This window comes from Methylobacterium hispanicum, from assembly GCF_022179285.1.
Taxonomy (GTDB): Bacteria; Pseudomonadota; Alphaproteobacteria; order Rhizobiales; family Beijerinckiaceae; genus Methylobacterium; species Methylobacterium hispanicum.
The window spans coordinates 73125-94035 of the sequence record NZ_BPQO01000023.1; the positions used below are offsets into that span (position 1 = coordinate 73125).

17 protein-coding genes are annotated in these 20911 nt (G+C 70.4%); 5 read left to right on the forward strand and 12 right to left on the reverse strand.

Annotated elements, in window-relative coordinates; all coding sequences use genetic code 11:
• Positions 1 to 209 precede the first annotated feature (209 nt).
• Entirely contained in the window at positions 210 to 1691 is a 1482-nt protein-coding gene (locus tag MFF56_RS22785) for a peptidoglycan L,D-endopeptidase MepK (protein WP_238231249.1), read from the forward strand.
• A 291-nt stretch (positions 1692 to 1982) separates the two neighbouring features.
• Here the strand turns inward: MFF56_RS22785 and MFF56_RS22790 are convergent, their stop codons facing one another.
• The 3 genes from MFF56_RS22790 to MFF56_RS22800 all read right to left on the reverse strand — a co-directional run bounded on the left by MFF56_RS22790 (position 1983) and on the right by MFF56_RS22800 (position 5416).
• Positions 1983 to 2231, reverse strand: a complete 249-nt coding sequence (locus MFF56_RS22790; RefSeq protein ID WP_156453981.1) for a hypothetical protein — start codon at positions 2229 to 2231, stop codon at positions 1983 to 1985.
• A gap of 178 nt (positions 2232 to 2409) precedes the next feature.
• Positions 2410 to 5127: a pyruvate, phosphate dikinase gene (gene ppdK, locus MFF56_RS22795; protein ID WP_238231251.1), complete on the reverse strand. Its 2718-nt coding sequence runs from the start codon at positions 5125 to 5127 to the stop codon at positions 2410 to 2412.
• Between the two features lie 136 nt (positions 5128 to 5263).
• Positions 5264 to 5416 carry a DUF3096 domain-containing protein gene (locus MFF56_RS22800; RefSeq protein WP_082773318.1) on the reverse strand — a complete coding sequence of 51 codons (153 nt, stop codon included), beginning with the start codon at positions 5414 to 5416 and terminating at the stop codon, positions 5264 to 5266.
• A gap of 210 nt (positions 5417 to 5626) precedes the next feature.
• On the opposite strand from MFF56_RS22800, the gene MFF56_RS22805 reads away from it, so the two are divergent.
• A complete protein-coding gene (locus MFF56_RS22805) occupies positions 5627 to 5836 on the forward strand; it encodes a hypothetical protein (RefSeq protein ID WP_066926732.1) in 210 nt (69 codons plus the stop codon).
• A gap of 33 nt (positions 5837 to 5869) precedes the next feature.
• Here MFF56_RS22805 and MFF56_RS22810 read toward each other — a convergent pair whose 3' ends face one another.
• Positions 5870 to 6637, reverse strand: a complete 768-nt coding sequence (locus tag MFF56_RS22810; protein WP_066926730.1) for an MOSC domain-containing protein — start codon at positions 6635 to 6637, stop codon at positions 5870 to 5872.
• 199 nt (positions 6638 to 6836) lie between these two features.
• Between MFF56_RS22810 and clpB the strand changes: the two genes are divergently transcribed.
• From clpB to MFF56_RS22825, 3 genes are all read left to right on the forward strand, one after another.
• A complete protein-coding gene (gene clpB / locus MFF56_RS22815) occupies positions 6837 to 9467 on the forward strand; it encodes an ATP-dependent chaperone ClpB (RefSeq protein WP_066926728.1) in 2631 nt (876 codons plus the stop codon).
• Between the two features lie 118 nt (positions 9468 to 9585).
• A complete protein-coding gene (locus MFF56_RS22820) occupies positions 9586 to 10596 on the forward strand; it encodes an NAD(P)H-quinone oxidoreductase (RefSeq protein ID WP_066926726.1) in 1011 nt (336 codons plus the stop codon).
• A gap of 109 nt (positions 10597 to 10705) precedes the next feature.
• Positions 10706 to 11011, forward strand: coding sequence for a hypothetical protein (locus MFF56_RS22825; protein ID WP_066926724.1), 306 nt, complete (start codon positions 10706 to 10708; stop codon positions 11009 to 11011).
• A gap of 357 nt (positions 11012 to 11368) precedes the next feature.
• On the opposite strand, the gene MFF56_RS22830 is transcribed toward MFF56_RS22825, so the two are convergent.
• The 8 genes from MFF56_RS22830 to MFF56_RS22865 form a co-directional block, all read right to left on the reverse strand.
• Positions 11369 to 12250 (reverse strand): 3-hydroxybutyryl-CoA dehydrogenase, encoded by an 882-nt coding sequence (locus MFF56_RS22830; protein ID WP_066926722.1) that lies wholly within the window; start codon positions 12248 to 12250, stop codon positions 11369 to 11371.
• A 236-nt stretch (positions 12251 to 12486) separates the two neighbouring features.
• Entirely contained in the window at positions 12487 to 13437 is a 951-nt protein-coding gene (locus MFF56_RS22835) for an electron transfer flavoprotein subunit alpha/FixB family protein (RefSeq protein ID WP_066926720.1), read from the reverse strand.
• Positions 13438 to 13556: 119 nt separating this feature from the next.
• Positions 13557 to 14306, reverse strand: a complete 750-nt coding sequence (locus tag MFF56_RS22840; protein ID WP_066926718.1) for an electron transfer flavoprotein subunit beta/FixA family protein — start codon at positions 14304 to 14306, stop codon at positions 13557 to 13559.
• Positions 14307 to 14514: 208 nt separating this feature from the next.
• Positions 14515 to 15087, reverse strand: coding sequence for a cob(I)yrinic acid a,c-diamide adenosyltransferase (locus MFF56_RS22845; protein WP_238231254.1), 573 nt, complete (start codon positions 15085 to 15087; stop codon positions 14515 to 14517).
• Positions 15088 to 15118: 31 nt separating this feature from the next.
• The gene (locus MFF56_RS22850; protein ID WP_238231256.1) at positions 15119 to 15751 is read right to left on the reverse strand and encodes an acyloxyacyl hydrolase; all 633 of its coding nucleotides are present in this window, start codon (positions 15749 to 15751) and stop codon (positions 15119 to 15121) included.
• 157 nt (positions 15752 to 15908) lie between these two features.
• Positions 15909 to 16094 carry a twin transmembrane helix small protein gene (locus MFF56_RS22855; RefSeq protein WP_066919902.1) on the reverse strand — a complete coding sequence of 62 codons (186 nt, stop codon included), beginning with the start codon at positions 16092 to 16094 and terminating at the stop codon, positions 15909 to 15911.
• 59 nt (positions 16095 to 16153) lie between these two features.
• Entirely contained in the window at positions 16154 to 18766 is a 2613-nt protein-coding gene (locus MFF56_RS22860; protein ID WP_066919904.1) for a TIGR02302 family protein, read from the reverse strand.
• A gap of 694 nt (positions 18767 to 19460) precedes the next feature.
• Entirely contained in the window at positions 19461 to 20669 is a 1209-nt protein-coding gene (locus MFF56_RS22865; RefSeq protein WP_066918084.1) for a polyhydroxyalkanoate depolymerase, read from the reverse strand.
• Positions 20670 to 20911 lie beyond the last annotated feature (242 nt).

The window sequence follows — 20911 nt, forward strand, 5'->3', positions numbered from 1 at the left end:
GGTCTCGCGGATCCTGTCCGGGGACAAGAATCCGCGAGCGTGCGGCCGAGCACTTGCGGGCACGATTTCGCCATGGTCGCGGCTTAGCCGTTCCGCAGACAGAACGATGTCCGCGGCGAGGCCCCGATAACCGGCCATTCACGGTTTTCGGCAACCTTGCATTCACCACGACGCCCCGCAGGGGGCGCGGCAAGAGGGCAAGGGCCATCGTGCGCAGGTTCTCCCCCATCCGTCCGGCCGCGATCCGCCGCCTCGCCCTCGCGGCCGGCGTTGCCCTCGCTCTCTCCGGCACGACGAGCGGCACGCAGGACGCGGTCGCCAACGGCGATACCCGCTCGCTCTCGATCTTCCACACCCACACCAAGGAGAGCGCAACCGTCACGTTCAAGCGCGACGGGCGCTACGACCGGGCCGGGCTCGACCAGCTCAACTGGCTGCTGCGGGATTGGCGCGTGGACGAGCCGACCAAGATGGATCCGCGCCTGTTCGACACGGTCTGGGAAGCCTACCGGCAGGTCGGCTCCGGCGAGGCGATCCACATCGTGTCCGCCTACCGCTCCCCCGGCACCAACGCGATGCTGCGGCGCCGCTCCAAGATGGTGGCCGAGTACAGCCAGCACATGCTCGGCAAGGCCATGGACTTCTACCTGCCCGACGTCTCGATCGACCAGATCCGTGCGGTCGGCATGCAGATGCAGCGCGGCGGCGTGGGCTGGTACCCCCGCTCCGGCTCGCCCTTCGTGCATCTCGACGTCGGCTCGGTCCGCTCCTGGCCGCGCATGACCCACGACCAACTCGCCCGGCTTTTCCCGGACGGCCGGACGGTACACCTGCCGAGCGACGGCCACCCGCTCGCCCGCTACGAGGAGGCCCGCGCCGCGGTGCTGGCCCGCGGCGGCACGGTGGCGGGCGTGCAGACGCAGGTCGCGAGCGCCGAGGAGGACGACGGCCCGAGCGTCGGCCGCTTCCTGGCGAGCCTGTTCGGGGGCGGCTCCGCCAACACGCCCACGACAGCGCCGGTCCCGGCCGGGCGCGGGCGTCGGGCTCCCGTGGTCGTGGCGAGCGCCGATCCCGAAGCACCGGTCGGCGCCGACGCGGCCCTGGCCTACGCGGCGCCGAACGCCAGCGCGGCGCTGCGCGGTACGGCCCTCGTCCGCGACGGCAAGACCGATGCCCGCAGCCTGCTCACCGCCGAACCGGCCATCCCCGCTCCGGGCAGCGCCGAGGCCGCGATCCAGGCAACCCTCGCGCCGCTGCCACCCCGCCGTCCGGCGGAATTCGAGGCCCTGGTCGCCGCCGCGATCACCATGCCGCTTCCGCCGCCCCGCCCCGTCCAGCTCGCCGCGATGGGCGCCGTGTCGCTCCCGGCCGCGGAGCCGTTGCAGAAGGCGGCGCTCCTGCCAGCCCCGGCCCGACGCACCGCGCTGGTGGCCGCGGACGCCGATCCGAAGCAACAGTTGCGTGCCCTGTTCGAGGCGGCTTCGGCGGAGGATGCCGCTGTTCCAGTCTCGCCCGCGGCACCGATCCGCGTCGCAGCCGCGCGGCCTCGCTCGGACGCGGCGCCGGACGCCGTCGTCTCCGCCTCGCCGGAGCGGGTCGTCACCCGCTTCAGCCGAAGCAGCCCCGGCGATACCCTCGCCAGCCAGCGCTTCACTGGATCGGCGACGCGGGGCGTGGCCGGCGCCCGGTGATCGTGGCTACCGCTCGGGTCCCCGCATCTGCCCGGCGCTCGGAATCCGGTATTGCGTGGTCCGATCGCCTCCGGCCCATCGGCGGAAGCGACGCGGCGCTCATGTCCGGGAAGCACGGAATGGCGACGCGTCAGCCGAGGGATGACCGGCCGCAACGCGTCTGACGATGCGTCAGCGACGCGGCATCACGAAGCCTCGCGCCGTAGGAGCGCCATTCTGGTCAGCTTCGCTGATAATCCAGATCTTCGCTCCGACGCTGGTGATCGGCGAGCCTTCGAAGGCCGGACCGGCTCAGCGTCCGCCGCGGGCCTGCGAGACTGCCAGCGCCGAGACCAGCCCGGCCGCATAGTCGCCGGTGGCGGCGATGCGCTCTGCGTCGGCGCTGCTCTGGCTCTCCACCGCGAAGACCAGCAAACCCAGCGTGGCAAGACTGCCCAAGGCCCCGAGCGTCCAGATGCCGGCGCGCTCGAGCGTGCGTGGCAACCGGACGGCGGCCGAATGGTTGGGAATGAAGAGTGGGGAGGGGCTCGGATCGTTCATGGCCGGCATTCCCGCGCGTGGCCCGGCAGGCCTGAGCGCTCGCCGGTTCCACTAGCAGTCAACGTGCCGCCAAGGCTGGGGTTCGTCCCCGGCACCCCAAATTTTCCACAGGTGTTGCACCGGATCGCTAACGGTGCATGAACGGCCCGGACGCGTAGTCCGGGCCGCCCGGCGCCGGTCAGCCCTCGCCGCCCAGAACCTTGCCCAAAGCCGCCTGGGCCGCGGCCAGCCGCGCGATCGGCACGCGGTAGGGTGAGCAGGAGACGTAGTCGAGTCCGACCTCCTGGCAGAAGCCGACCGAGGCCGGGTCGCCGCCGTGCTCTCCGCAGATGCCGAGCTTGATGTCGGGGCGCGTCTTGCGACCGCGCTCGACGCCGATACGCACGAGCTCGCCGACGCCCTCCTGGTCGATTGTCACGAAGGGATCGGCCGCCAGGATGCCCTTCTGGGTGTACGGACCCAGGAACGTCGCCGCATCGTCGCGCGAGATGCCGAGTGCGGTCTGCGTAAGGTCGTTGGTACCGAAGGAGAAGAACTCCGCGGTCTCGGCGATCTCGCCAGCCTTGAGCGCCGCGCGCGGCAGCTCGATCATGGTGCCGACCTGATAGTCGAGCTGGGCGCCGATCTCCTCCGACACCGCCTTCGCCATGGCGTCGATACGGGCCTTGACGATGTCGAACTCGGCCCGGGTGAAGACCAGCGGCACCATCACCTCCGGCACCACTGGAGCACCCGTCTCCTTCGCGGCCTGAACGGCGGCCTCGAAGATCGCCCGCGCCTGCATCTCGGCGATCTCCGGGAAGGCGATGGCGAGGCGGCAGCCGCGGAAGCCGAGCATCGGGTTGAACTCGGAGAGTTCGCGCATCCGGTGACGGATCTTGTCCTCGGCCACGCCCGTCGCCTTCACGACCTCGGCCACCTCGGCGTCGGAGTGGGGCAGGAACTCGTGCAGCGGCGGGTCGAGCAGGCGGATCGTGACGGGCAGGCCCGACATGATCTTGAACAGCTCCGCAAAGTCCTGCCGCTGGTAGGGCAGGATCTTGGCGAGCGCCGAGCGGCGGCCCTCCGCGTCGTCCGCGAGGATCATCTCGCGCACCGCGATGATGCGGTCGCCCTCGAAGAACATGTGCTCGGTGCGGCAGAGCCCGATGCCCTCGGCGCCGAAGTTGCGTGCCGTGCGGGCGTCGTTCGGGGTGTCGGCGTTGGTGCGCACCTTCATCTTCCGGTGCGCGTCGGCCCATCCCATGAGCTGCGCGAAGTCGCCGGAGAGTTCGGGCTCCAGCATCTTGACCTCGCCCTGCAGCACCTGGCCGGTCGAGCCGTCGATCGTGATCCGGTCGCCGGCCTTCAGGGTCACGCCGCCGACCGTCAGGGTCTTGGCCTTGTAGTCGATCCGGATCGAGCCGACGCCCGAGACACAGGGCTTGCCCATGCCGCGGGCCACCACGGCCGCGTGGCTGGTCATGCCGCCGCGCGTCGTGAGGATACCCTCCGAGGCGTGCATGCCATGGATGTCCTCCGGCGACGTCTCGATGCGCACGAGGATGCACTTGCGCTCAGCCTTCTTGCAGGCCTCGGCGTCCTCGGAGTTGAACACGATCTCGCCGGTTGCCGCGCCCGGCGAGGCGGGCAGGCCCGAGGCGATGACCTTGCGCTCGGCCTTCGGGTCGATCGTCGGGTGAAGGAGTTGGTCCAGGGCGCCCGGCTCGACGCGCAGGATCGCCTCCTTCTCGGAGATCAGGCCCTCGCTCGCCAGATCGACCGCGATCTTCAGCGCGGCCTTGGCGGTGCGCTTGCCGTTGCGGGTCTGGAGCATCCAGAGCTTTCCGCTCTCGATGGTGAACTCCATGTCCTGCATGTCGCGGTAGTGCTTCTCGAGAATCCCGTAGATGCGGGTCAGCTCCTGGAAGCTCTCCGGCATCGCCTTCTCCATGGAGGGCTTGTCGGATTTCGCCTCGAGCCTCGCCTTCTCGGTGATGTCCTGAGGCGTGCGGATGCCCGCCACCACGTCCTCGCCCTGAGCGTTGATCAGGAACTCGCCGTAGAGGGCGCGCTCGCCGGTCGAGGGGTTGCGGGTGAAGGCGACGCCCGTGGCCGAGGTTTCACCCATGTTGCCGAACACCATGGCCTGCACGTTCACGGCCGTGCCCCAGCTCTCCGGGATCTGGTTCAGCTCGCGGTACTTCTTGGCCCGCGGGATCATCCAGGAATCGAACACCGCGCCGATCGCGCCCCAGAGCTGGTCCTGCGGCTCCTGGGGGAAGTCGGAACCGTGCTCCTCGCGCACGATCGTCTTGTAGGTCTGGATCAGGGTCTTCCAGTCCTCGGCCCCGAGCTCGGTGTCGAGTTCGGCGCCCTTGCGCTCCTTGTACTGCTCCAGCGCCTCCTCGAAGGCGTGGTGCTCAACGCCCAGCACCACGTTCGAGTACATGGTGATGAAGCGGCGGTAGGAATCGTAGGCGAAGCGCTCGTCGCCCGCGCTCGCGGCCAGCGCCGCCACCGTGGCATCGTTGAGGCCGAGGTTGAGCACCGTGTCCATCATGCCGGGCATGGAGGCCCGGGCGCCGGAGCGCACGGAGACGAGGAGCGGGCTCTCGGCGTCGCCGAAGGTCCGGCCGGTGAGCGCGCCGACCTTGGCCAGCGCCTCGTCGACCTGCGCCTTCAGCTCCGGCGGATACTGCCTGTCATGCGCGTAATAATATGTGCAGACCTCTGTGGTGATGGTGAAGCCGGGAGGCACGGGGAGGCCGAGATTGGACATCTCGGCGAGGTTCGCCCCCTTGCCGCCGAGCAGCTCGCGCATCTGCGACTTGCCCTCGGCCTTGCCGTCGCCGAAGGCGTAGACCCACTTCGCGGTGCCCGCGCTGCCCTGGCTCGCCATATCGTTTCCGTCCATTCAGAAGGTGACGTGACCGTGACCGGTCGTTGGATCGCGGGTTGAACCATCTCGCGCTGCAACGCAAGGTGAACGCCCCGAAGGCGGTGGATCCCGGCCCGCGGCTGTCTCACCGCGACGGCGGAGCCCCTACGGCTCACACCATCCCGCGGAAGAGGCCGAGGCCGATCAGCCCGACGACGATCAGGTACGCGGCCACGATATAGTTCAGCAACCGGGGCGCGATCAGGATCAGCACCCCGGCGACGATCGCGATCACGGGCTGCAGGTTCGGGATGGTGATGGTCATCGAGGTTCGAGCGGCACAGCTTGGCCGCAAGGAGACGCGCGGAGGGCGAGGTTGGTTCCCGCCTATCCCGAGCAGGAGGTCAGCCGCCGGCGCGCTCGACCGAGGCTCCGGCACTGTCCGAATACTGGCCAATGCGCCGCAGCCCTTTCCTTAAGCGCGGATTAACCAAGGTATTTGATATTCGCGTGGTCAGAAGGGAGCGCGATTTCGATGCTGTACGCCGACCCTCTCCGCCAGCGCCCTGCTCTGGTCCATCCGAGCATCCTGGCCCACGCGCTCGACCACCTCATCCCGACGGCCCGCTCCCGCGCCGAGGTGTGGCAGATGCTCACCGAACGCTACACGGTCGATCTCGACGCCGTCGCGGCCCTGTTGCCGGTCGAGGAGCCGGAGCCCCGCTGGCTCGCCGCCCGCGACTGACCGGCGCGGTAGCCGCGACCCATCGGGTCGCGTTCAGCCGACGACCCGCAGCCCCTCGCCCTCACCGAGAGCGCCGCCCGCGATCACCTCGGCATAGATCCCGCAATCCCGGTGGCCAAGGCGGGCGTCGAGGGTCCAGGGAATGTCGAGGTCGCGGACGCCGCTCACCGGATCGACGTTGGTGGCCGCACAGCGCTGCGTGCGCTGTGTGAGGCGCAGGCGCAGCCCGCTCGGCGCCTCGAGCACGGCCCCCGTCATCGCCAGCTCGGCCCAGGGCTCGAGACCCTCGACCAGGAGATTGCCGCGGAAGCGCAGCGGATCAACGGGCGCGCCGACGAAATCCTCGATCGCCCGCACGCTCGCGAGATTGATGAGCGAGACGAAGCCGATCTTCGAGTCGGTGAAGCGGTACCGCGGCGGCGCCTCGAGTACTCGAGGCTCGCCGCGCAGGGATTCCGGCAGGAGGCGCCGCATGAGATCCTCCAGCACCGCCCTGCCCTCGGGCGTGTCGAGCTTGGCGGCGTAGGACGCGCCCTCCGCCTCGATGTGCAGGGTGGTGGTGGTGTCGTCGTAGCGCGTGCGCAGGCGGGCCAGGGCCTCGTCGCGCATCAGCATCAGGTACTTGGTCTTCGGTTGATGCCGCGGCACCGACGCGCTGAAGCCCGAATCCCCGTTCTCGACCGCGTAGAGCCTGTCGCCGGGGAAGTAGCCGCTCGTCTCGAGCTCGGCGCGCGCGACGCGCTCGGGACTGAACCCCTTCACGGGATAGCGGTAGAGGGCGTGGATCGTGAGCGTGGCCATGCGCGGAGCGTGGCCCTGAAATGCACCCGCGCGCAAGGGGGGTAGCGCCCCTTGTGGTGCGCAAATGCAACACCACATGGCGGAGACCGGCGGCCACCAACGGCGTCGGGGCCCTCGTGCGGCGGATAGCCGGAGGGCGACGTTTCGGTGGCGCCGCGCCTCTACGCGGGCGGCGGATGCCGGTACGGGAGGGTTGTGCATGAATTTCGAGAAGTACACCGAGCGCGCCCGCGGCTTCGTGCAGGCCGCCCAGAACCTCGCGATGCGCGAGGGCCATCCCCAGTTGCAGCCGGGGCACCTCCTGAAGGTGCTGCTCGACGATCCCGAGGGGCTCTGCGCCGGGCTGATCGACCGCGCCGGCGGGCAGTCGCGCGTGGCGCTCGCGCAGGTCGAGCAGTGGCTCGGCCGGCAGCCGAAGGTCTCCGGCAATTCCGCCTCGCCCCAGGCGACGCGCGACCTCGTGCGCCTGTTCGACACCGCCGAGAAGGCCGCCGAGAAGGCCGGTGATTCCTACGTCACCGTCGAGCGGCTGCTGCTCGCGCTCGCCGTCGAGGGCAACACGGAAGCCGGTCGCGCGCTCCAGGCCGCGGGCGTGACGCCGGCCTCGATCAACGCGGCGATCAACGCGCTGCGCAAGGGCCGCACCGCCGACAACGCCTCGGCCGAGAACGCCTACGACGCGCTGAAGAAGTACGCCCGCGACCTCACCGAGGCCGCCCGCGAGGGCAAGCTCGACCCGGTGATCGGCCGCGACGAGGAGATCCGCCGCACGATCCAGGTCCTGTCCCGGCGCACCAAGAACAACCCCGTGCTGATCGGCGAGCCCGGCGTCGGCAAGACCGCCATCGTCGAGGGGCTGGCCCTGCGGATCGTCAACGGCGACGTGCCGGAATCCCTGCGCGAGAAGAGCCTGCTGGCCCTCGACATGGGCGCGCTGATCGCGGGCGCGAAGTATCGCGGCGAGTTCGAGGAGCGGCTGAAGGGCGTGCTCTCGGAGGTCCAGGCGGCCGAGGGCGGCATCATCCTGTTCATCGACGAGATGCACACGCTCGTCGGCGCCGGCAAGGCGGACGGGGCGATGGACGCCTCGAACCTCCTGAAGCCCGCGCTGGCCCGCGGCGAGCTGCACTGCGTCGGCGCCACCACGCTCGACGAGTACCGCAAGCACGTCGAGAAGGACGCGGCGCTTGCCCGGCGCTTCCAGCCGGTCTTCGTCTCGGAGCCGACCGTCGAGGACACGATCTCGATCCTGCGCGGCATCAAGGAGAAGTACGAGCAGCACCACGGCGTGCGCATCCAGGACTCGGCGCTCGTTGCCGCCGCGACCCTGTCGAACCGCTACATCACCGACCGCTTCCTGCCCGACAAGGCGATCGACCTCGTGGACGAGGCGGGATCCCGCCTGCGCATGCAGGTCGATTCGAAGCCCGAGGAGCTCGACAACATCGACCGCGAGATCGTGCGGCTGAAGATCGAGGGCGAGGCTCTGAAGAAGGAGACGGATTCCGCCTCCCGCGATCGCCTCCAGCGCCTCGAGAAGGAACTCGCCGACCTCGAGGAGCAGTCCGCCACGATCACGGCCCGCTGGAAGGCCGAGAAGGACAAGCTGGGCGCGGCCGCCGAGCTCAAGAAGAAACTCGACGAGGCCAGGAACGAGCTCGCGGCCGCCCAGCGCCAGGGCCAGTACCAGCGCGCGGGCGAGCTCGCCTACGGGGTGGTCCCGGGCCTCGAGAAGCAGCTCGCCGAGATCGAGGCGAACGCCGAATCCGCGGTCGCGCGCGATGGCATGGTCGAGGAGGCGGTGACGCCGCAGCACATCGCGGGGGTCGTCTCGCGCTGGACCGGCGTGCCCGTCGACAAGATGCTGGAGGGCGAGCGCGAGAAGCTGCTGGCGATGGAGGAGGCGCTCGGCCGACGCGTCGTCGGGCAGCGCGAGGCGGTCGAGGCGGTCGCGACCGCGGTCCGCCGCGCACGCGCCGGCCTGCAGGACCCGAACCGGCCGATCGGCTCGTTCATGTTCCTGGGGCCCACGGGCGTCGGCAAGACCGAGCTGACCAAGGCGCTGGCCGGCTTCCTGTTCGACGACGACACGGCGTTGGTGCGCATCGACATGTCCGAGTACATGGAGAAGCACGCGGTCGCCCGCCTCATCGGCGCGCCTCCGGGCTACGTCGGCTACGAGGAGGGCGGCGCGCTCACCGAGGCCGTGCGGCGTCGGCCCTATCAGGTCGTGCTGTTCGACGAGGTGGAGAAGGCGCATCCGGACGTGTTCAACGTCCTCCTGCAGGTGCTCGACGACGGGCGCCTCACGGACGGACAGGGCCGGACGGTCGATTTCCGCAACACGCTCCTCATCATGACCTCGAATCTCGGGGCCGAGTACTTGGTGAACCAGCCCGCGGGCCAGGACACCGATGCCGTCCGCGACGAGGTGATGGGTGTGGTGCGGAGCCATTTCCGGCCGGAATTCCTGAACCGGATCGACGAGATCATCCTGTTCCACCGCCTCCAGCGCGGCGAGATGGGGGCGATCGTCGATATCCAGCTCGGACGCCTGCAGAAGCTCCTCGACGAGCGCAAGATCGCGCTCGACGTGGACCAGGATGCCCGCACGTGGCTCGCCGACAAGGGCTACGACCCGGCCTACGGGGCGCGGCCGCTCAAGCGGGTGATCCAGAAGAACGTTCAGGATCCGCTGGCCGAGTTGCTGCTCTCCGGGCGCATCCACGACGGCGAGGCGGTGCCGGTCACCGCCGGGCCGATGGGGCTGATGATCGGCGACGTCACGGTCGGGGCGGAGCGCCGACCGCCCAGCGTGGTCTTGAACTGACGCGACCGAGAGGAGCCCCGGCCTGAGCGCCGGGGCTCTTCGCTTGTGGGCGGCCGCGGACGCCTTGTCGCTCGACCGTCCTGCGGCAGGTATTCGGGGGACAAACGAGGAGATCCCGATGCCCGTAAACCCGCCCGAGACCATGCGCCAGCTCCGCTACGACGGCGCGGGCGGGCCCGAGGTGATCAAGCTGGAGACCGCGCCGGTGCCGCGGCCCGGCCCAGGCCAGGTCCTGATCGAGGTGGTTGCCGCCGGCATCAACCGGCCGGACCTGATGCAGCGGCAGGGCAAGTACCCGCCACCGAAGGGCGCGACCGACGTGCCGGGCCTCGAGGTCAGCGGACGCGTGGTGGCGCTGGGCGAGGGCGTGGACGCGCCCGCGCTCGGCGACGAGGTCTGCGCCCTGGTGATCAGCGGCGGCTATGCGGAGTTCGCGGTCGCCGAGGCCGGCCAGTGCCTGCCCAAGCCGAAGGCCCTCTCGCTGACGGATGCGGGCGGCATCCCCGAGACATTCTTCACCGTCTACTCCAACGTGATCCAGCGCGGGCGCCTCGCCGCCGGCGAGAGCTTCCTGGTCCATGGCGGTTCGAGCGGCATCGGCTCGACCGCGATCCAGATCGCCAAGGCCCAGGGCGCGAAGGTCTTCGCGACGGCGGGCTCGGCCGAGAAGTGCCGCTTCTGCGAGGAGCTCGGCGCCGACCACGCGATCAACTACCGCGAGGCCGACTTCGCCGAGGAGATCGCCCGCCTCACCGAGGGACGCGGCGTCGACGTCATCCTCGACATGATCGGAGCGAGCTACCTGCAGCGCAATCTGGCATCGCTCGCGGTCGAGGGGCGCCTCGTGCTGATCGCCCTGATGGGCGGCTACAAGGTTGACGGGCTCAACATCACGCCCGTGATGCTGAAGCGCCTGACCTTCACGGGCGCGACGCTGCGTCCGCGTCCGAAGGCGGACAAGGCCGAAATCGCGCAAGGGCTCGCCCGCGACGTCTGGCCGAAGCTCGACGCGGGCGAGATCCGGCCCGTGATCCACGCGACCTTCGGCTTCGAGGAGGCGCGGAAAGCCCACGAGCTGATGGAATCGAGCGCCCATCTCGGCAAGATCCTGCTGTTGACGGGGCGCTGAAACCCGCCCGGGCAGGAACTTCGCCAAGCACAGCCGCGTTGGCCGCCCAGATCACCCACAGTGCGGCCGCCGCCGTACATCGCGGCGCGGCCCTCGAGCGAGGACATCAATGGTCGAGAACCTGAACAACACGGAAGCCCGTCAGGGCCAGCGCGGCAAGCCGGTGCTCGGCGTGCTTCTGGGAAGCCTTGCCCTCCTCGCCGTCGCCCTGGTCGGGTTGATGATGTGGAACGGCGCAAACGCGCCGAAGGACTATGCCAGCCAGAGCCAGGACGCCTCGCGGCAGGAAGTGACCGGCTCGGTCAACGGCAAGTCCAATGCGCCCACCTCGTCCAACACCAGCGGCGTGCCCACCGAGAACCCGGCCTATCCGCAGCCGGCGCAGCCCACCGCCAACCCGAACCAGCCGAAGTAAAACCGCTCGCGGTCGAGGGTTCGGCCGCGCCCTGCCCCCTCTCCCATAGGGAGAGGGTTGGGGTGAGGGGTATGACGTCTCAGAACAGCGCTCGTCATCGACGCGCGTTCAGCACAGCGTCTTCTCCGGCAGCCTCATACCCCTGTCCCTCTCCCTATGGGAGAGGGGACCCGAGCTTCGTCCTGAGACGATGCGTTGGATCGAACCGATCTGCCGGAGGACGTCGAACCCGGACGGGCCGTAGCGAGGCCCCTCCCCTCCGAACGAGAAAGGCCGGATCGCCGCGGCGGTCCGGCCTTTCTCATGCCCGCCGAGCTCAAGCCCGCCGAGCTCATGCCCGCAGAGGCGCGATGCGGCTCAGCGCGTCGGTATCGGGGTCGGCCCGCGATAGTCGTAGAAGCCCCGCTTGGTCTTGCGGCCGAGCCAGCCGGCCTCGACGTACTTCACCAACAGCGGGCACGGGCGGTACTTCGAATCCGCCAACCCGTCGTACAGGACCTGCATCACCGAGAGGCAGGTATCGAGGCCGATGAAGTCGGCGAGCTGGAGCGGGCCCATCGGGTGGTTCGCGCCGAGCCGCATCGCGGTATCGATCGATTCCACAGACCCCACGCCCTCGTAGAGCGTGTAGATCGCCTCGTTGATCATCGGCAGCAGGATGCGGTTGACGATGAAGGCCGGGAAATCCTCCGACATGGTCGAGGTCTTGCCGAGCTTGGCGATGAAGGCCTTGGCCGACTCGTAGGTCTGGTCCTCGGTTGCGATGCCGCGGATCAGCTCCACGAGCTGCATCACCGGCACCGGGTTCATGAAGTGGATGCCGATGAAGCGCTCCGGCCGGTCGGTCGCGGCGGCGAGCCGCGTGATCGAGATCGACGAGGTGTTCGTCGCCACGATCGCGTCCGGCCTCAGCGAGGCGCAGAGCGTCGAGAAGATCTCCCGCTTGACCGCCTCGTTCTCGGTGGCCGCCTCGATCACGAGGTCGCAATCGCCGAGATCGGCGAACGTGCGCGCCGACAGGATCCGCTCGCGCGCGCTGCGGCTCCCGGCTTCGTCGAGGGTCCCCTTCGACACGAGCTTGGCGAGGCTCGCATCGATGGTGCCGAGGCCGGCCTCGATCCGATCCGCCTCGCGGTCGTTGAGGCGCACCTCCAGGCCAGCGGCCGCGCAGACCTGCGCGATCCCGCTGCCCATCTGCCCGGCGCCGATGATGCCGACCCGATTGATGTCGATAGTCATGTCCCGATCCGAGTCCTCAAGCGCCAGCCGGACCGATGGCCGACCCGTGCGGAACACGGGAGCGGCGACGCTCCGCGCCGGCCGCCCCATGCTCCAGAAGTCTTCTAGCCCGCGTTCGCGGACCGACGAAACCCTCGGGGTACGCTCCCGACCGATCCCGACCCGGCCCGCCGTCCGAAGGGTGCCCTCCGCAGCGGCCCGATGAGCGGGAGCGACCCTGGGGGTCGTCGATCCGATCAGTCCTTGGCCTTGGCGATCTCGACCTGCAAGTCCGGCACCACCTGGAACAGGTCGCCGACCAGGCCGTAATCGGCCACCTGGAAGATCGGGGCGTCCTCGTCCTTGTTGATCGCGACGATCACCTTGGAGTCCTTCATGCCGGCGAGGTGCTGGATCGCGCCGGAGATGCCGACCGCCACGTAGAGGTCGGGCGCCACCACCTTGCCGGTCTGGCCCACCTGCCAGTCGTTCGGGGCGTAGCCGGCATCGACCGCGGCACGCGAGGCGCCGACCGCGGCGCCCAGCGCGTCGGCCAGCGGCTCGATCAGCTCCTTGAACTTCTCGGCCGAGCCCAGGGAGCGGCCGCCGGAGACGATGAACTTGGCCGAGGCCAGCTCCGGACGGTCGGACTTCGCGATCTCCTCGCCCTTGAAGGACGAGCCGCCAGCCTCGGGCGCCGCCGCGGCGACCGCCTCGACGGCGGCCGCGGAGCCGCCCTCACCCGCCGGCTTGAAGGCCGCGGTGCGAACCGTGATCACCCGCTTCGGGCCCGGCGCCTGCACCGTCTGGATGGCGTTGCCGGCGTAGATCGGCCGCTCGAACGTGTCGGGCGAGACCACCTTGATGATGTCGGAGACCTGGGCCACGTCGAGGAGCGCGGCGGCGCGCGGCAGCACGTTCTTGCCCGTGGTGGTGGCCGCGGCCACGATCGCCTCGTAGGGCTCGGCGATGGCGGCGAGCAGCGCACCCACCGGCTCCGCGAGGTCGTGATCGTAGACGGCGTCTTCCGCGTTCAGCACCTTCTCGACGCCGTCGAGCTTGGCCGCAGCCTCCGCGGCGGCCTTCGAGCCGGAGCCCAGCACCAGGGCGTGGACGGGCTGGCCCAGCTCCTTGGCGGCGGTGAGGGCCTTGAGCGAGCCGTCCTTGATCTGTCCGTTGGCGTGCTCGACGTACAGAAGCGTTGTCATCCTGGCGATCCTGAGCGTTTGGGCGGCGCCGTGCGGCGGCCTGCCGACAGGGGAGCCGGGCACCGGCGGTTGTCGCGCCGGGCCCGGTGATGGTCGCGGCCCGCGGGGGGCCGGCGGCGTCAGAAGACGCCGGCCTCGACCTTGAGCTTCTGCACGAGTTCGGCGGCGGAGCCGACCTTGATGCCGGCCGAGCGGCCCGGAGGCTCGGCGGTCTTCAGCACCGTCAGGCGCGGGGTCACGTCGACGCCGAGGGCGTCGGGCGCAAGCTCTTCCAGCGGCTTCTTCTTGGCCTTCATGATGTTGGGGAGCGAGGCGTAGCGCGGCTCGTTCAGGCGCAGGTCCGTGGTGACGATCGCCGGCAGCCGGAGGCCCACCGTCTGCAGGCCGCCATCGACCTCGCGGACGACGTCGATGCTACCCTCGGCGACGTCGAGCTTGAACGCGAAGGTGCCCTGCGGCCAGCCGAGCAGGGCGGCGAGCATCTGGCCGGTCTGGTTCGAATCGTCGTCGATCGCCTGCTTGCCCAGGATGACGAGCTGCGGACTCTCCTTCTCGACGACCGCCTTGAGGAGCTTGGCCACCGCCAGCGGCTCGCAGGCGACGTCGGTCTTCACGAGCACCGCGCGGTCCGCGCCCATGGCCAGCGCCGTGCGCAGCGTCTCCTGCGCCTGCTGCGGACCGATCGAGACGGCAACGATCTCCGTGACCTTGCCCTTCTCCTTCAGACGGATCGCTTCCTCGACGGCGATCTCGTCGAAGGGGTTCATCGACATCTTCACGTTGGCGAGTTCAACGCCGGATCCGTCGGCCTTCACGCGGATCTTCACGTTGTAGTCGACGACCCGCTTGACGGGCACCAGTACCTTCATGGGGGCCAACTTCCTCCGCGGGACTTCTTCGCTGCTGACGCACGGCCGCGGCGCATCCCGGGGATGCGCCGCGGCTCACACAGGGCGCGGACCGTAGCGGCCACATTTCCGCCTTGTCAACGCGGCGCGAAAACCCGGCTTTCGAAAAGACGGTCCGCTGTCCGCGCGGGGGCGTTTCGGGTCTGCGGTACGGCGGCCGTCGGTCGAATCAGCGGTTCTTGCCCGGGATCCAGAGCACGTCGTCGGCCCCGTCGCGGTTGGCCGCCCGGCTCGCCACGAAGAGGAAATCGGAGAGGCGGTTGAGGTACTGCAGCGCCTCCCCCGAGACCGTCTCGCCCGCGCTCGCGGCGAGCTGCACGGCGAGGCGCTCGGCCCGTCGGCAGACGGTCCGGGCGAGATGGAGCGCGGCGGCGGCCGGCGAGCCGCCGGGCAGCACGAAGGATTTCAGCGGCGGGATCGCGGCGTTCAGCGCGTCGATGTCGTCCTCCAGGCGCTTCACCTGGGCGGCCACGATGCGCAGGGGCTCGTAGGGCAGCGGCTCGGGGCTCGGCGGCGTGGCGAGGTCGGCGCCGAGATCGAACAGGTCGTTCTGGATGGCGGCGAGCATCGCGTCGAGGCGCGGCTCGGCGTGGAGCCGCGCGAGCCCGATGCAGGCGTTGGTCTCGTCGACCGTCCCGTAGGTCTCGACGCGCAGGTCCGCCTTGGAGCGGCGCTGCCCGTCCGCCAGCGCCGTCGTGCCCTTGTCTCCCGTGCGCGTGTAGATCCGGTTCAGCTTGACCACGGGCGCACCTCGGGCTGGGTTTCGGCGACGATCAGAACGTGTAGCCGATCTTGCCGCCGTAATTCGTCAGGCCGCGGTTGTTGTCGCACAGGCCCGCGTTCGACATGTGCTCGACCGTGGCCATGATGCTCAGCCGCTCGGTGATGCGGAAGCCGAGCGCGGCCGCCTCGCGGAAGAGCGGGTTGCAACCCAGCGTGTTGAAGCCGTAGGGCGTGCCCGCCTTCGGGCCGATGTAGCCGTTGTGGGCGGCGCCGCCGAAGAAGCCTTCGAGGAAGACCCGGCGGTTGAGGAGTTCGGGGAAGAGGTCGACCGTCCAGGTCGCGCCCAGATAGGCGTAGCTGGTGCGCCCGCCCGTGTTGTAGCTGCCGCCGACGGTCGGGCGCGGCACGAAGGCCTGCCAGAACGGGTCGAGGCTCAGCACCGGCTTGGCGAACAGGATCTCGCCGTTGACGTTCGCGGTCGAGAAGCCGCGGGCCTTGCCCTCCGCGCTGCCCGGATCCTGCACGGCGCCGCCGATGCGGATCTCGGAGACGATGCTCAGCGGCTGGACCGGCGCCGCGTAGACCGGCGCGGGCGCCCGCGGCGCACCGAGATCCGCCGCCGTGACGGGGACGGACGCGAGGGCGAGGCCGCCGGCGAGACAGGTGCGGAACGTGCGCAGCATGTGGGACAGGTCCAATTGTTCGGACCCTGCGTACCACGACCCTGCCGCCGCCCGCCGCGCGGCAATCCATTAAACAACCGCCGCGTGCGTGAAAGTCCGGCGGTGCGGCGCGCCGGTCACACCCGCGCCGGGCATCGCGGCCGGGACGGGCGGGGGCTCAGGCGGCCCGCCACCAGACCACGCCCATGATGACCACGATGGCGACGAACTGCAGGAGCACCCGCAGGCGCATCAACTTCTGCGAGAGGTTGGCGCTCCCGCCACGGAGCATGTTGACGAGGCCGAGCAGCAGCACGACGGCGACGGCGCCGCAGGCGATCAGGACCAGGGTGTTGGCGGACATGGGCGAGGATCCGGTTCGTGCGGCGCGAGCGTCCCACATAGACGCTCGCGGCGGTCCCGTCAGTTGCGGCGCAGCAGCCGCTCGAAATAGTCCAGCTCCTCGCGCGGGCGGCTCGGGTCGCCGAGCTTGCGCCGCAGCTCCTCCATGATCCGGCGCGCCCGCTGGACCGCGGATTCGTCGGCGCCCGGAACGCGCACGCGCCCGTCCGACATGTCGCGCCCCTTGGTGGGCCGGCCGAGCGGGTCGTCCTCGCGGGAACCCGCCTGCCCCTGCTGGCCGGGCTGCTGCCCCTCGGGCTGCTCGCCCTGGCCCTCGCCCTCGGCCATCTCCTGCATCTGCTGCTGCATGCCCTCGGCGCCGCGCTTGAGCCCGTCGAGGGCGCGCCCCTGCGCGTCCACGGCGTCGCCCTCGCGGCCCTGGCGGAGCGCGTTCTCGGCCTCGCGCATGGCGTCCTCGGCGTCGGCGAGGCCGTCCTCGCCCTTCATGCCGTTCTCCTTCATGCGGCGCTGCACGTCCTCCAGGCGCTGGCGAAGCGCCTGCTGCCGGTCGCCCGCGCTGCCGCCCTGCTGACCTTTTGGCTGACTGCCCGGCTGACCTTGCCCGCGCTCGCCCTGTTCGCCTCCCTGCTGGCCCCCTTGCTGGCCGGGGCTGCGCTGACCCTGTTGCTGACCCTGTTGTTGCCCTTGCTGGCCGCGATTCTGCGGGCGCTGGCCCTGCTGCCGGTCCTGGCCGTCGCGGAACGTCTCGTCGCGCAGTTGCTGCTGGTCGCGCGACATCTGGTCGAGCTCCTGCATCTGCTTGCGCATCTCGCGGCCGGCCTGGTCGGACTTGCCGCCCTGCTCGGCCGTCTGGAGGTTCTCCAGGATGTTGCGCAGCTGCTCCATCAGGCGCTGGGCCTCGGCGGTGTCGCCGCGCTTCATCGCCTCGGCCATGTCCTTGAGCATCTTGTCGAGCTCGTCGGGCGTGACGGTCTTCTGCTGGCCGTTGCGCTCGCCCTGCTGCTGCTGGCGCGGCTCGCGATTCTGGCGCTGGGCCATCTCCTTGAGGAACTTGTCGAGCGCCTGCTTCAGATCCTGGGTCAGGCGCTGGATCTCGTCGTCGGGGGCGTTGCGCTCCACCGCCTCCTTGAGGCGGTCCTGGGCTTGGCGGAGCTGCTTCTCGGCATCCGAGAGGTCGCCGTCCTCGATCTTGAGCGCCATCTCCCAGAGCAGGTCCGCCACCTCGGTGAGACCGGCATCGTCCCGGGCGGCGCGCAGGCGGCCCGCCGCGGTCTTCAGCCCCAGGAAGATCGCGGGCCGGACCGTGAAGGTGTCGGGGGCGATCAGCAGCGCGTCCAGCGCCGTCTGCACCCGCGGGCGTGCGTCGTCCGGACCGGTGACGAGGCGGCGGCGCTCCTCCGCGAGGGACCGGGCCAGCGGATCGCGGAAGGGCCGGGCCGGCAGCACCATCTCGACGGGGGCGGAGCGCGCCTCCTGGCCGGCCTCGTCCTTGACCACGAGGCTGAAGCGCACCCGGGCGCCGGACCAGGGGTTGTCGGTGAGATCGACCAGCGTCTTGGCCTCGCTCTCCCCGCTCGCGTCGGGCGGCAGGGCCAGGGCGATCCGCGGCGGCGGCACCAGGGCGCGGCCGGGTTTCAGCGGCTCGACGATCCCGTCGGCGGAGGCGAGGCCGTAATCGTCGCGCGCCCGGTAGGCGAGGTTGAAGGTGCCGCGCCCGTTCACCTCCGGGCTGCCGAGGTCGCGGATCTCCGGCGGGTTGTCGGGGATCGTCTCGACCACCAGGCGGCGCTCGCCCGCGGGCGTGGCGAGCCTGAGCGTGGCCCTCGGGCCGACGAGCTGGAAGCGGTCCTCGCGCAGGTCCGGCCGCGCCTCCTTGCCGGGCACGGGCTTCAGGCCGGCATCGGGCGTGAGGACGGTCTCGGCGGCGGCGCGGTTCTCGCCCGCGATCCGCACCACGAGCTGGGAGTTGACCGGCGCGCGCAGGTGCTGCTCGGCCTCCGCCAGCGTGACGAGGAGCGGCGGCGTGCGGGTGTAGAGCGGCGGGTCGATCCAGCCGTCGATGCGATAGTTCGGGGCGGCGGCCGGCGGGCGGCGCCAGTCGAAGGCGGAGCCCAGCCGCTCGCGCCATTCGGGGCCGGCCACGAACAGGCACGCCACCGCCGCGACGGCGAGCGCGGCGCGCAGCGCGTAGGGATCGTGCCGCGGCATCATCGGCCGGGGCCGCCCGACGCGCAGCCGGGCGACCGCCTCGGCCGCACGGCGCTGGTGCAGCGCCCAGAGGGCGCGGGCGGCGGGGTCGGCGACGCCCACCGCGAGCCGATCCTCGGCCGCCGAGGCCGGGCCGTGGCGCAGCGCCGGGTCCCGCAGGGCCGCCTCGCGGTCGAGCCGGGCCAGGGCCTCGGCCCGCCCGAGGCGGGGGAGGCGCAGCAGCGGGAACAGCGCCCCCAGCAGGGCGAGCGCGAAGAGCGCGACGCCCACCATCCGGCCTACGGGGCCGAGATCGAGCCAGAGGCCGAGCCAGGACGCGGCCGCGAAGGCCAGCAGGACGCCGATGCCGCGCCAGAGCACCGGCCAGGCCCGTTCCCAGAGGCCCGCGGCGCGGGACCGCGCCACGAGTCGGTCGAGGCGCGCGGCGATCGTCGGGCCGGCATCGTGCTGGGATCTGTGTTCCACGCCGTCGTCGTCCCGCCGCTCCAAAGGGTCAGCGCCCGCGCAACCGGATCCGGGCAGCCCGGAAGGCTAGCATGGTGGCGGGCTCGGGCCAGCGGGTCAAATCCGCTCAGGGCGCGTGCCGCATCGCGCGACCGGCCGCCCGGGGAAAGACCGCCCTCGACCGGATCGGGCGCGAGCCCGGCCCATACGGTGTCCGGTCGTCGGGTTCGGCCGGGTGAGAAGGATCGCGCCAGACCCCCTCTCCCATAGGGAGAGGGTTGGGGTGAGGGGTATGACCTCACAGACCTGAGCACGCCGTCGACGCGCGTTCAGCGCTACGCTTCCTCCGGCGACGTCATACCCCTCACCCTGTCCCTCTCCCTTTGGGAGAGGGGACCCGCGCTTCGTTCCGAGACGATGCGTTGGACCGAACCCATCAACCGGAAATGGTATGATCCGACCTCCGGTCGATCGGTTCGACCGCGGGCGGTGAACCGCGCCATGCTCCCTCTCCCATAGGGAGAGGGTTGGGGTGAGGGGTATGACGGATCAGGACAGCGCTCGGCATCGACGCGCGTTCAGGGTGAGCCTCATCCAGAAGCCTCATACCCCTCACCCGGCTTTCTGCGAAAGCAGACCTCTCCCTATGGGAGAGGGGACCCGCGCTTCCACCTGAGGCGATGCGTCAAACCGAACCCATCGACCGGAAACCCTATCACCCGTGCGCGGCGATGAAGTTGCGCACCTGCGGGTAGATCTGCTGCTCCCACTTCTTGCCGGAGAACACACCGTAATGGCCGACGCCCGCCTGGAGGTGGTGCGTCCGCATGTGCGGCGGCAGGCTGGTGCAGAGGTCGTGGGCCGCCATGGTCTGGCCGACGGAGCAGATGTCGTCGCGCTCGCCCTCGACCGTCATCAGGGCGGTGCGCCGGACCGCGCCCATGTCGATCGGCTCGCCCCGGAAGGTGAGCTGGTTCTTCGCCAGGGTGTAGTCCTGGAACACGGTGCGGACCGTCTCGAGATAGAACTCCGCCGGCAGATCGAGCACCGCGAAGTACTCATCGTAGAAGTTCTCGATCGCGGCGGCCTTGTCGGCCTCGCGGTTGACCTTGTGCCAGAACAGGTCCGTGTGCCCGTCGACGTGGCGTTTCATGTTCATCGACATGAAGGCCGAGAGCTGGATGAAGCCCGGATAGACCCGCCGGCCCGCGCCCTTGTGCCGGCGCGGCACCGTGGCGATCAGGTTCTGCTCGAACCAAGAGATCGGCTTCGAGGTGGCGAGTTCGTTGACGACCGTCGGGTTGATCCGGCAATCGACGGGACCGGCCATCACGGTCAGCGAGCGGGGCGCCGCGGGATCGCGGGTCTGGGCCATCACGGCGGCGGCGGCCAGCGCCTGCACGGCGGGCTGGCAGACCGCGAGCATGTGCGCGCCCTCGCCCAGGACACCCATGAAGCGCACGAGGTGCTCGACGTAGTCGTCGAAGCCGAAGGGCCCGGCCGAGAGCGGCACGTCGCGCGCGTTGTGCCAGTCGGTGACGTAGACGTCGTGGTCGGGCAGCAGGGCGCGGACCGTGCCGCGCAGCAGCGTCGCGAAGTGGCCCGAGAGGGGGGCGACGACGAGCACCTTCGGCTGGGGCGTTTCCACGTCCTTGCGGAAGCGCAGCAGCGTGCCGAAGGGCGTCGCGAAGGCCGCCTCCTCGACCACCGGGACATCGCGATTGCCCACCCGCACGCTGTCGAGGCCGAAGCTCGGCCGCGCGAAGCTCATCCCCGCCCGCATCATCATCTGCGCGCCGGCCGACCACCAGCTCAGCGGGCCGCCGAGCGCCGCCCAGGGCGAGACCGCGTCGTGCAGCACCTGCCCCCAGGCGCGCGTCTGCTGGGCGAGATCCGACTGAACCTGGAACGCGTCGTACAGCATGGGACGAGCACTCGGCGGGGCGCCTCCGGCAGCCAGGGCCGGCACGGCTTGGGGATTCGGCGCGAACGCCGTGGTCGGCAGCATCAGCATGGGAGAGTCAGGTTAAGGCCGAGCTGACGGACCGCAACCACAAAAAATCGGAATGTCCGCCCAATGTGGTTTTGACGCATCAGCCTTTGGTCCAATGTCGGTTTCCCCGAATGGCCGCCGCGGAGGGGGAAACCTCCCCACTGCGACCCGGG

What these genes read in the sequence shown, in the direction of transcription:
- MFF56_RS22790 (WP_156453981.1), bottom strand. Translation starts at nt 2,231, where the DNA reads ATGAACGATCCGAGCCCCTCCCCACTCTTCATTCCCAACCATTCGGCC.
- ppdK (WP_238231251.1), bottom strand. Translation starts at nt 5,127, where the DNA reads ATGGACGGAAACGATATGGCGAGCCAGGGCAGCGCGGGCACCGCGAAG.
- MFF56_RS22800 (WP_082773318.1), bottom strand. Translation starts at nt 5,416, where the DNA reads ATGACCATCACCATCCCGAACCTGCAGCCCGTGATCGCGATCGTCGCC.
- MFF56_RS22805 (WP_066926732.1), top strand. Translation starts at nt 5,627, where the DNA reads ATGCTGTACGCCGACCCTCTCCGCCAGCGCCCTGCTCTGGTCCATCCG.
- MFF56_RS22810 (WP_066926730.1), bottom strand. Translation starts at nt 6,637, where the DNA reads ATGGCCACGCTCACGATCCACGCCCTCTACCGCTATCCCGTGAAGGGG.
- clpB (WP_066926728.1), top strand. Translation starts at nt 6,837, where the DNA reads ATGAATTTCGAGAAGTACACCGAGCGCGCCCGCGGCTTCGTGCAGGCC.
- MFF56_RS22820 (WP_066926726.1), top strand. Translation starts at nt 9,586, where the DNA reads ATGCCCGTAAACCCGCCCGAGACCATGCGCCAGCTCCGCTACGACGGC.
- MFF56_RS22825 (WP_066926724.1), top strand. Translation starts at nt 10,706, where the DNA reads ATGGTCGAGAACCTGAACAACACGGAAGCCCGTCAGGGCCAGCGCGGC.
- MFF56_RS22830 (WP_066926722.1), bottom strand. Translation starts at nt 12,250, where the DNA reads ATGACTATCGACATCAATCGGGTCGGCATCATCGGCGCCGGGCAGATG.
- MFF56_RS22835 (WP_066926720.1), bottom strand. Translation starts at nt 13,437, where the DNA reads ATGACAACGCTTCTGTACGTCGAGCACGCCAACGGACAGATCAAGGAC.
- MFF56_RS22840 (WP_066926718.1), bottom strand. Translation starts at nt 14,306, where the DNA reads ATGAAGGTACTGGTGCCCGTCAAGCGGGTCGTCGACTACAACGTGAAG.
- MFF56_RS22850 (WP_238231256.1), bottom strand. Translation starts at nt 15,751, where the DNA reads ATGCTGCGCACGTTCCGCACCTGTCTCGCCGGCGGCCTCGCCCTCGCG.
- MFF56_RS22855 (WP_066919902.1), bottom strand. Translation starts at nt 16,094, where the DNA reads ATGTCCGCCAACACCCTGGTCCTGATCGCCTGCGGCGCCGTCGCCGTC.
- MFF56_RS22865 (WP_066918084.1), bottom strand. Translation starts at nt 20,669, where the DNA reads ATGCTGTACGACGCGTTCCAGGTTCAGTCGGATCTCGCCCAGCAGACG.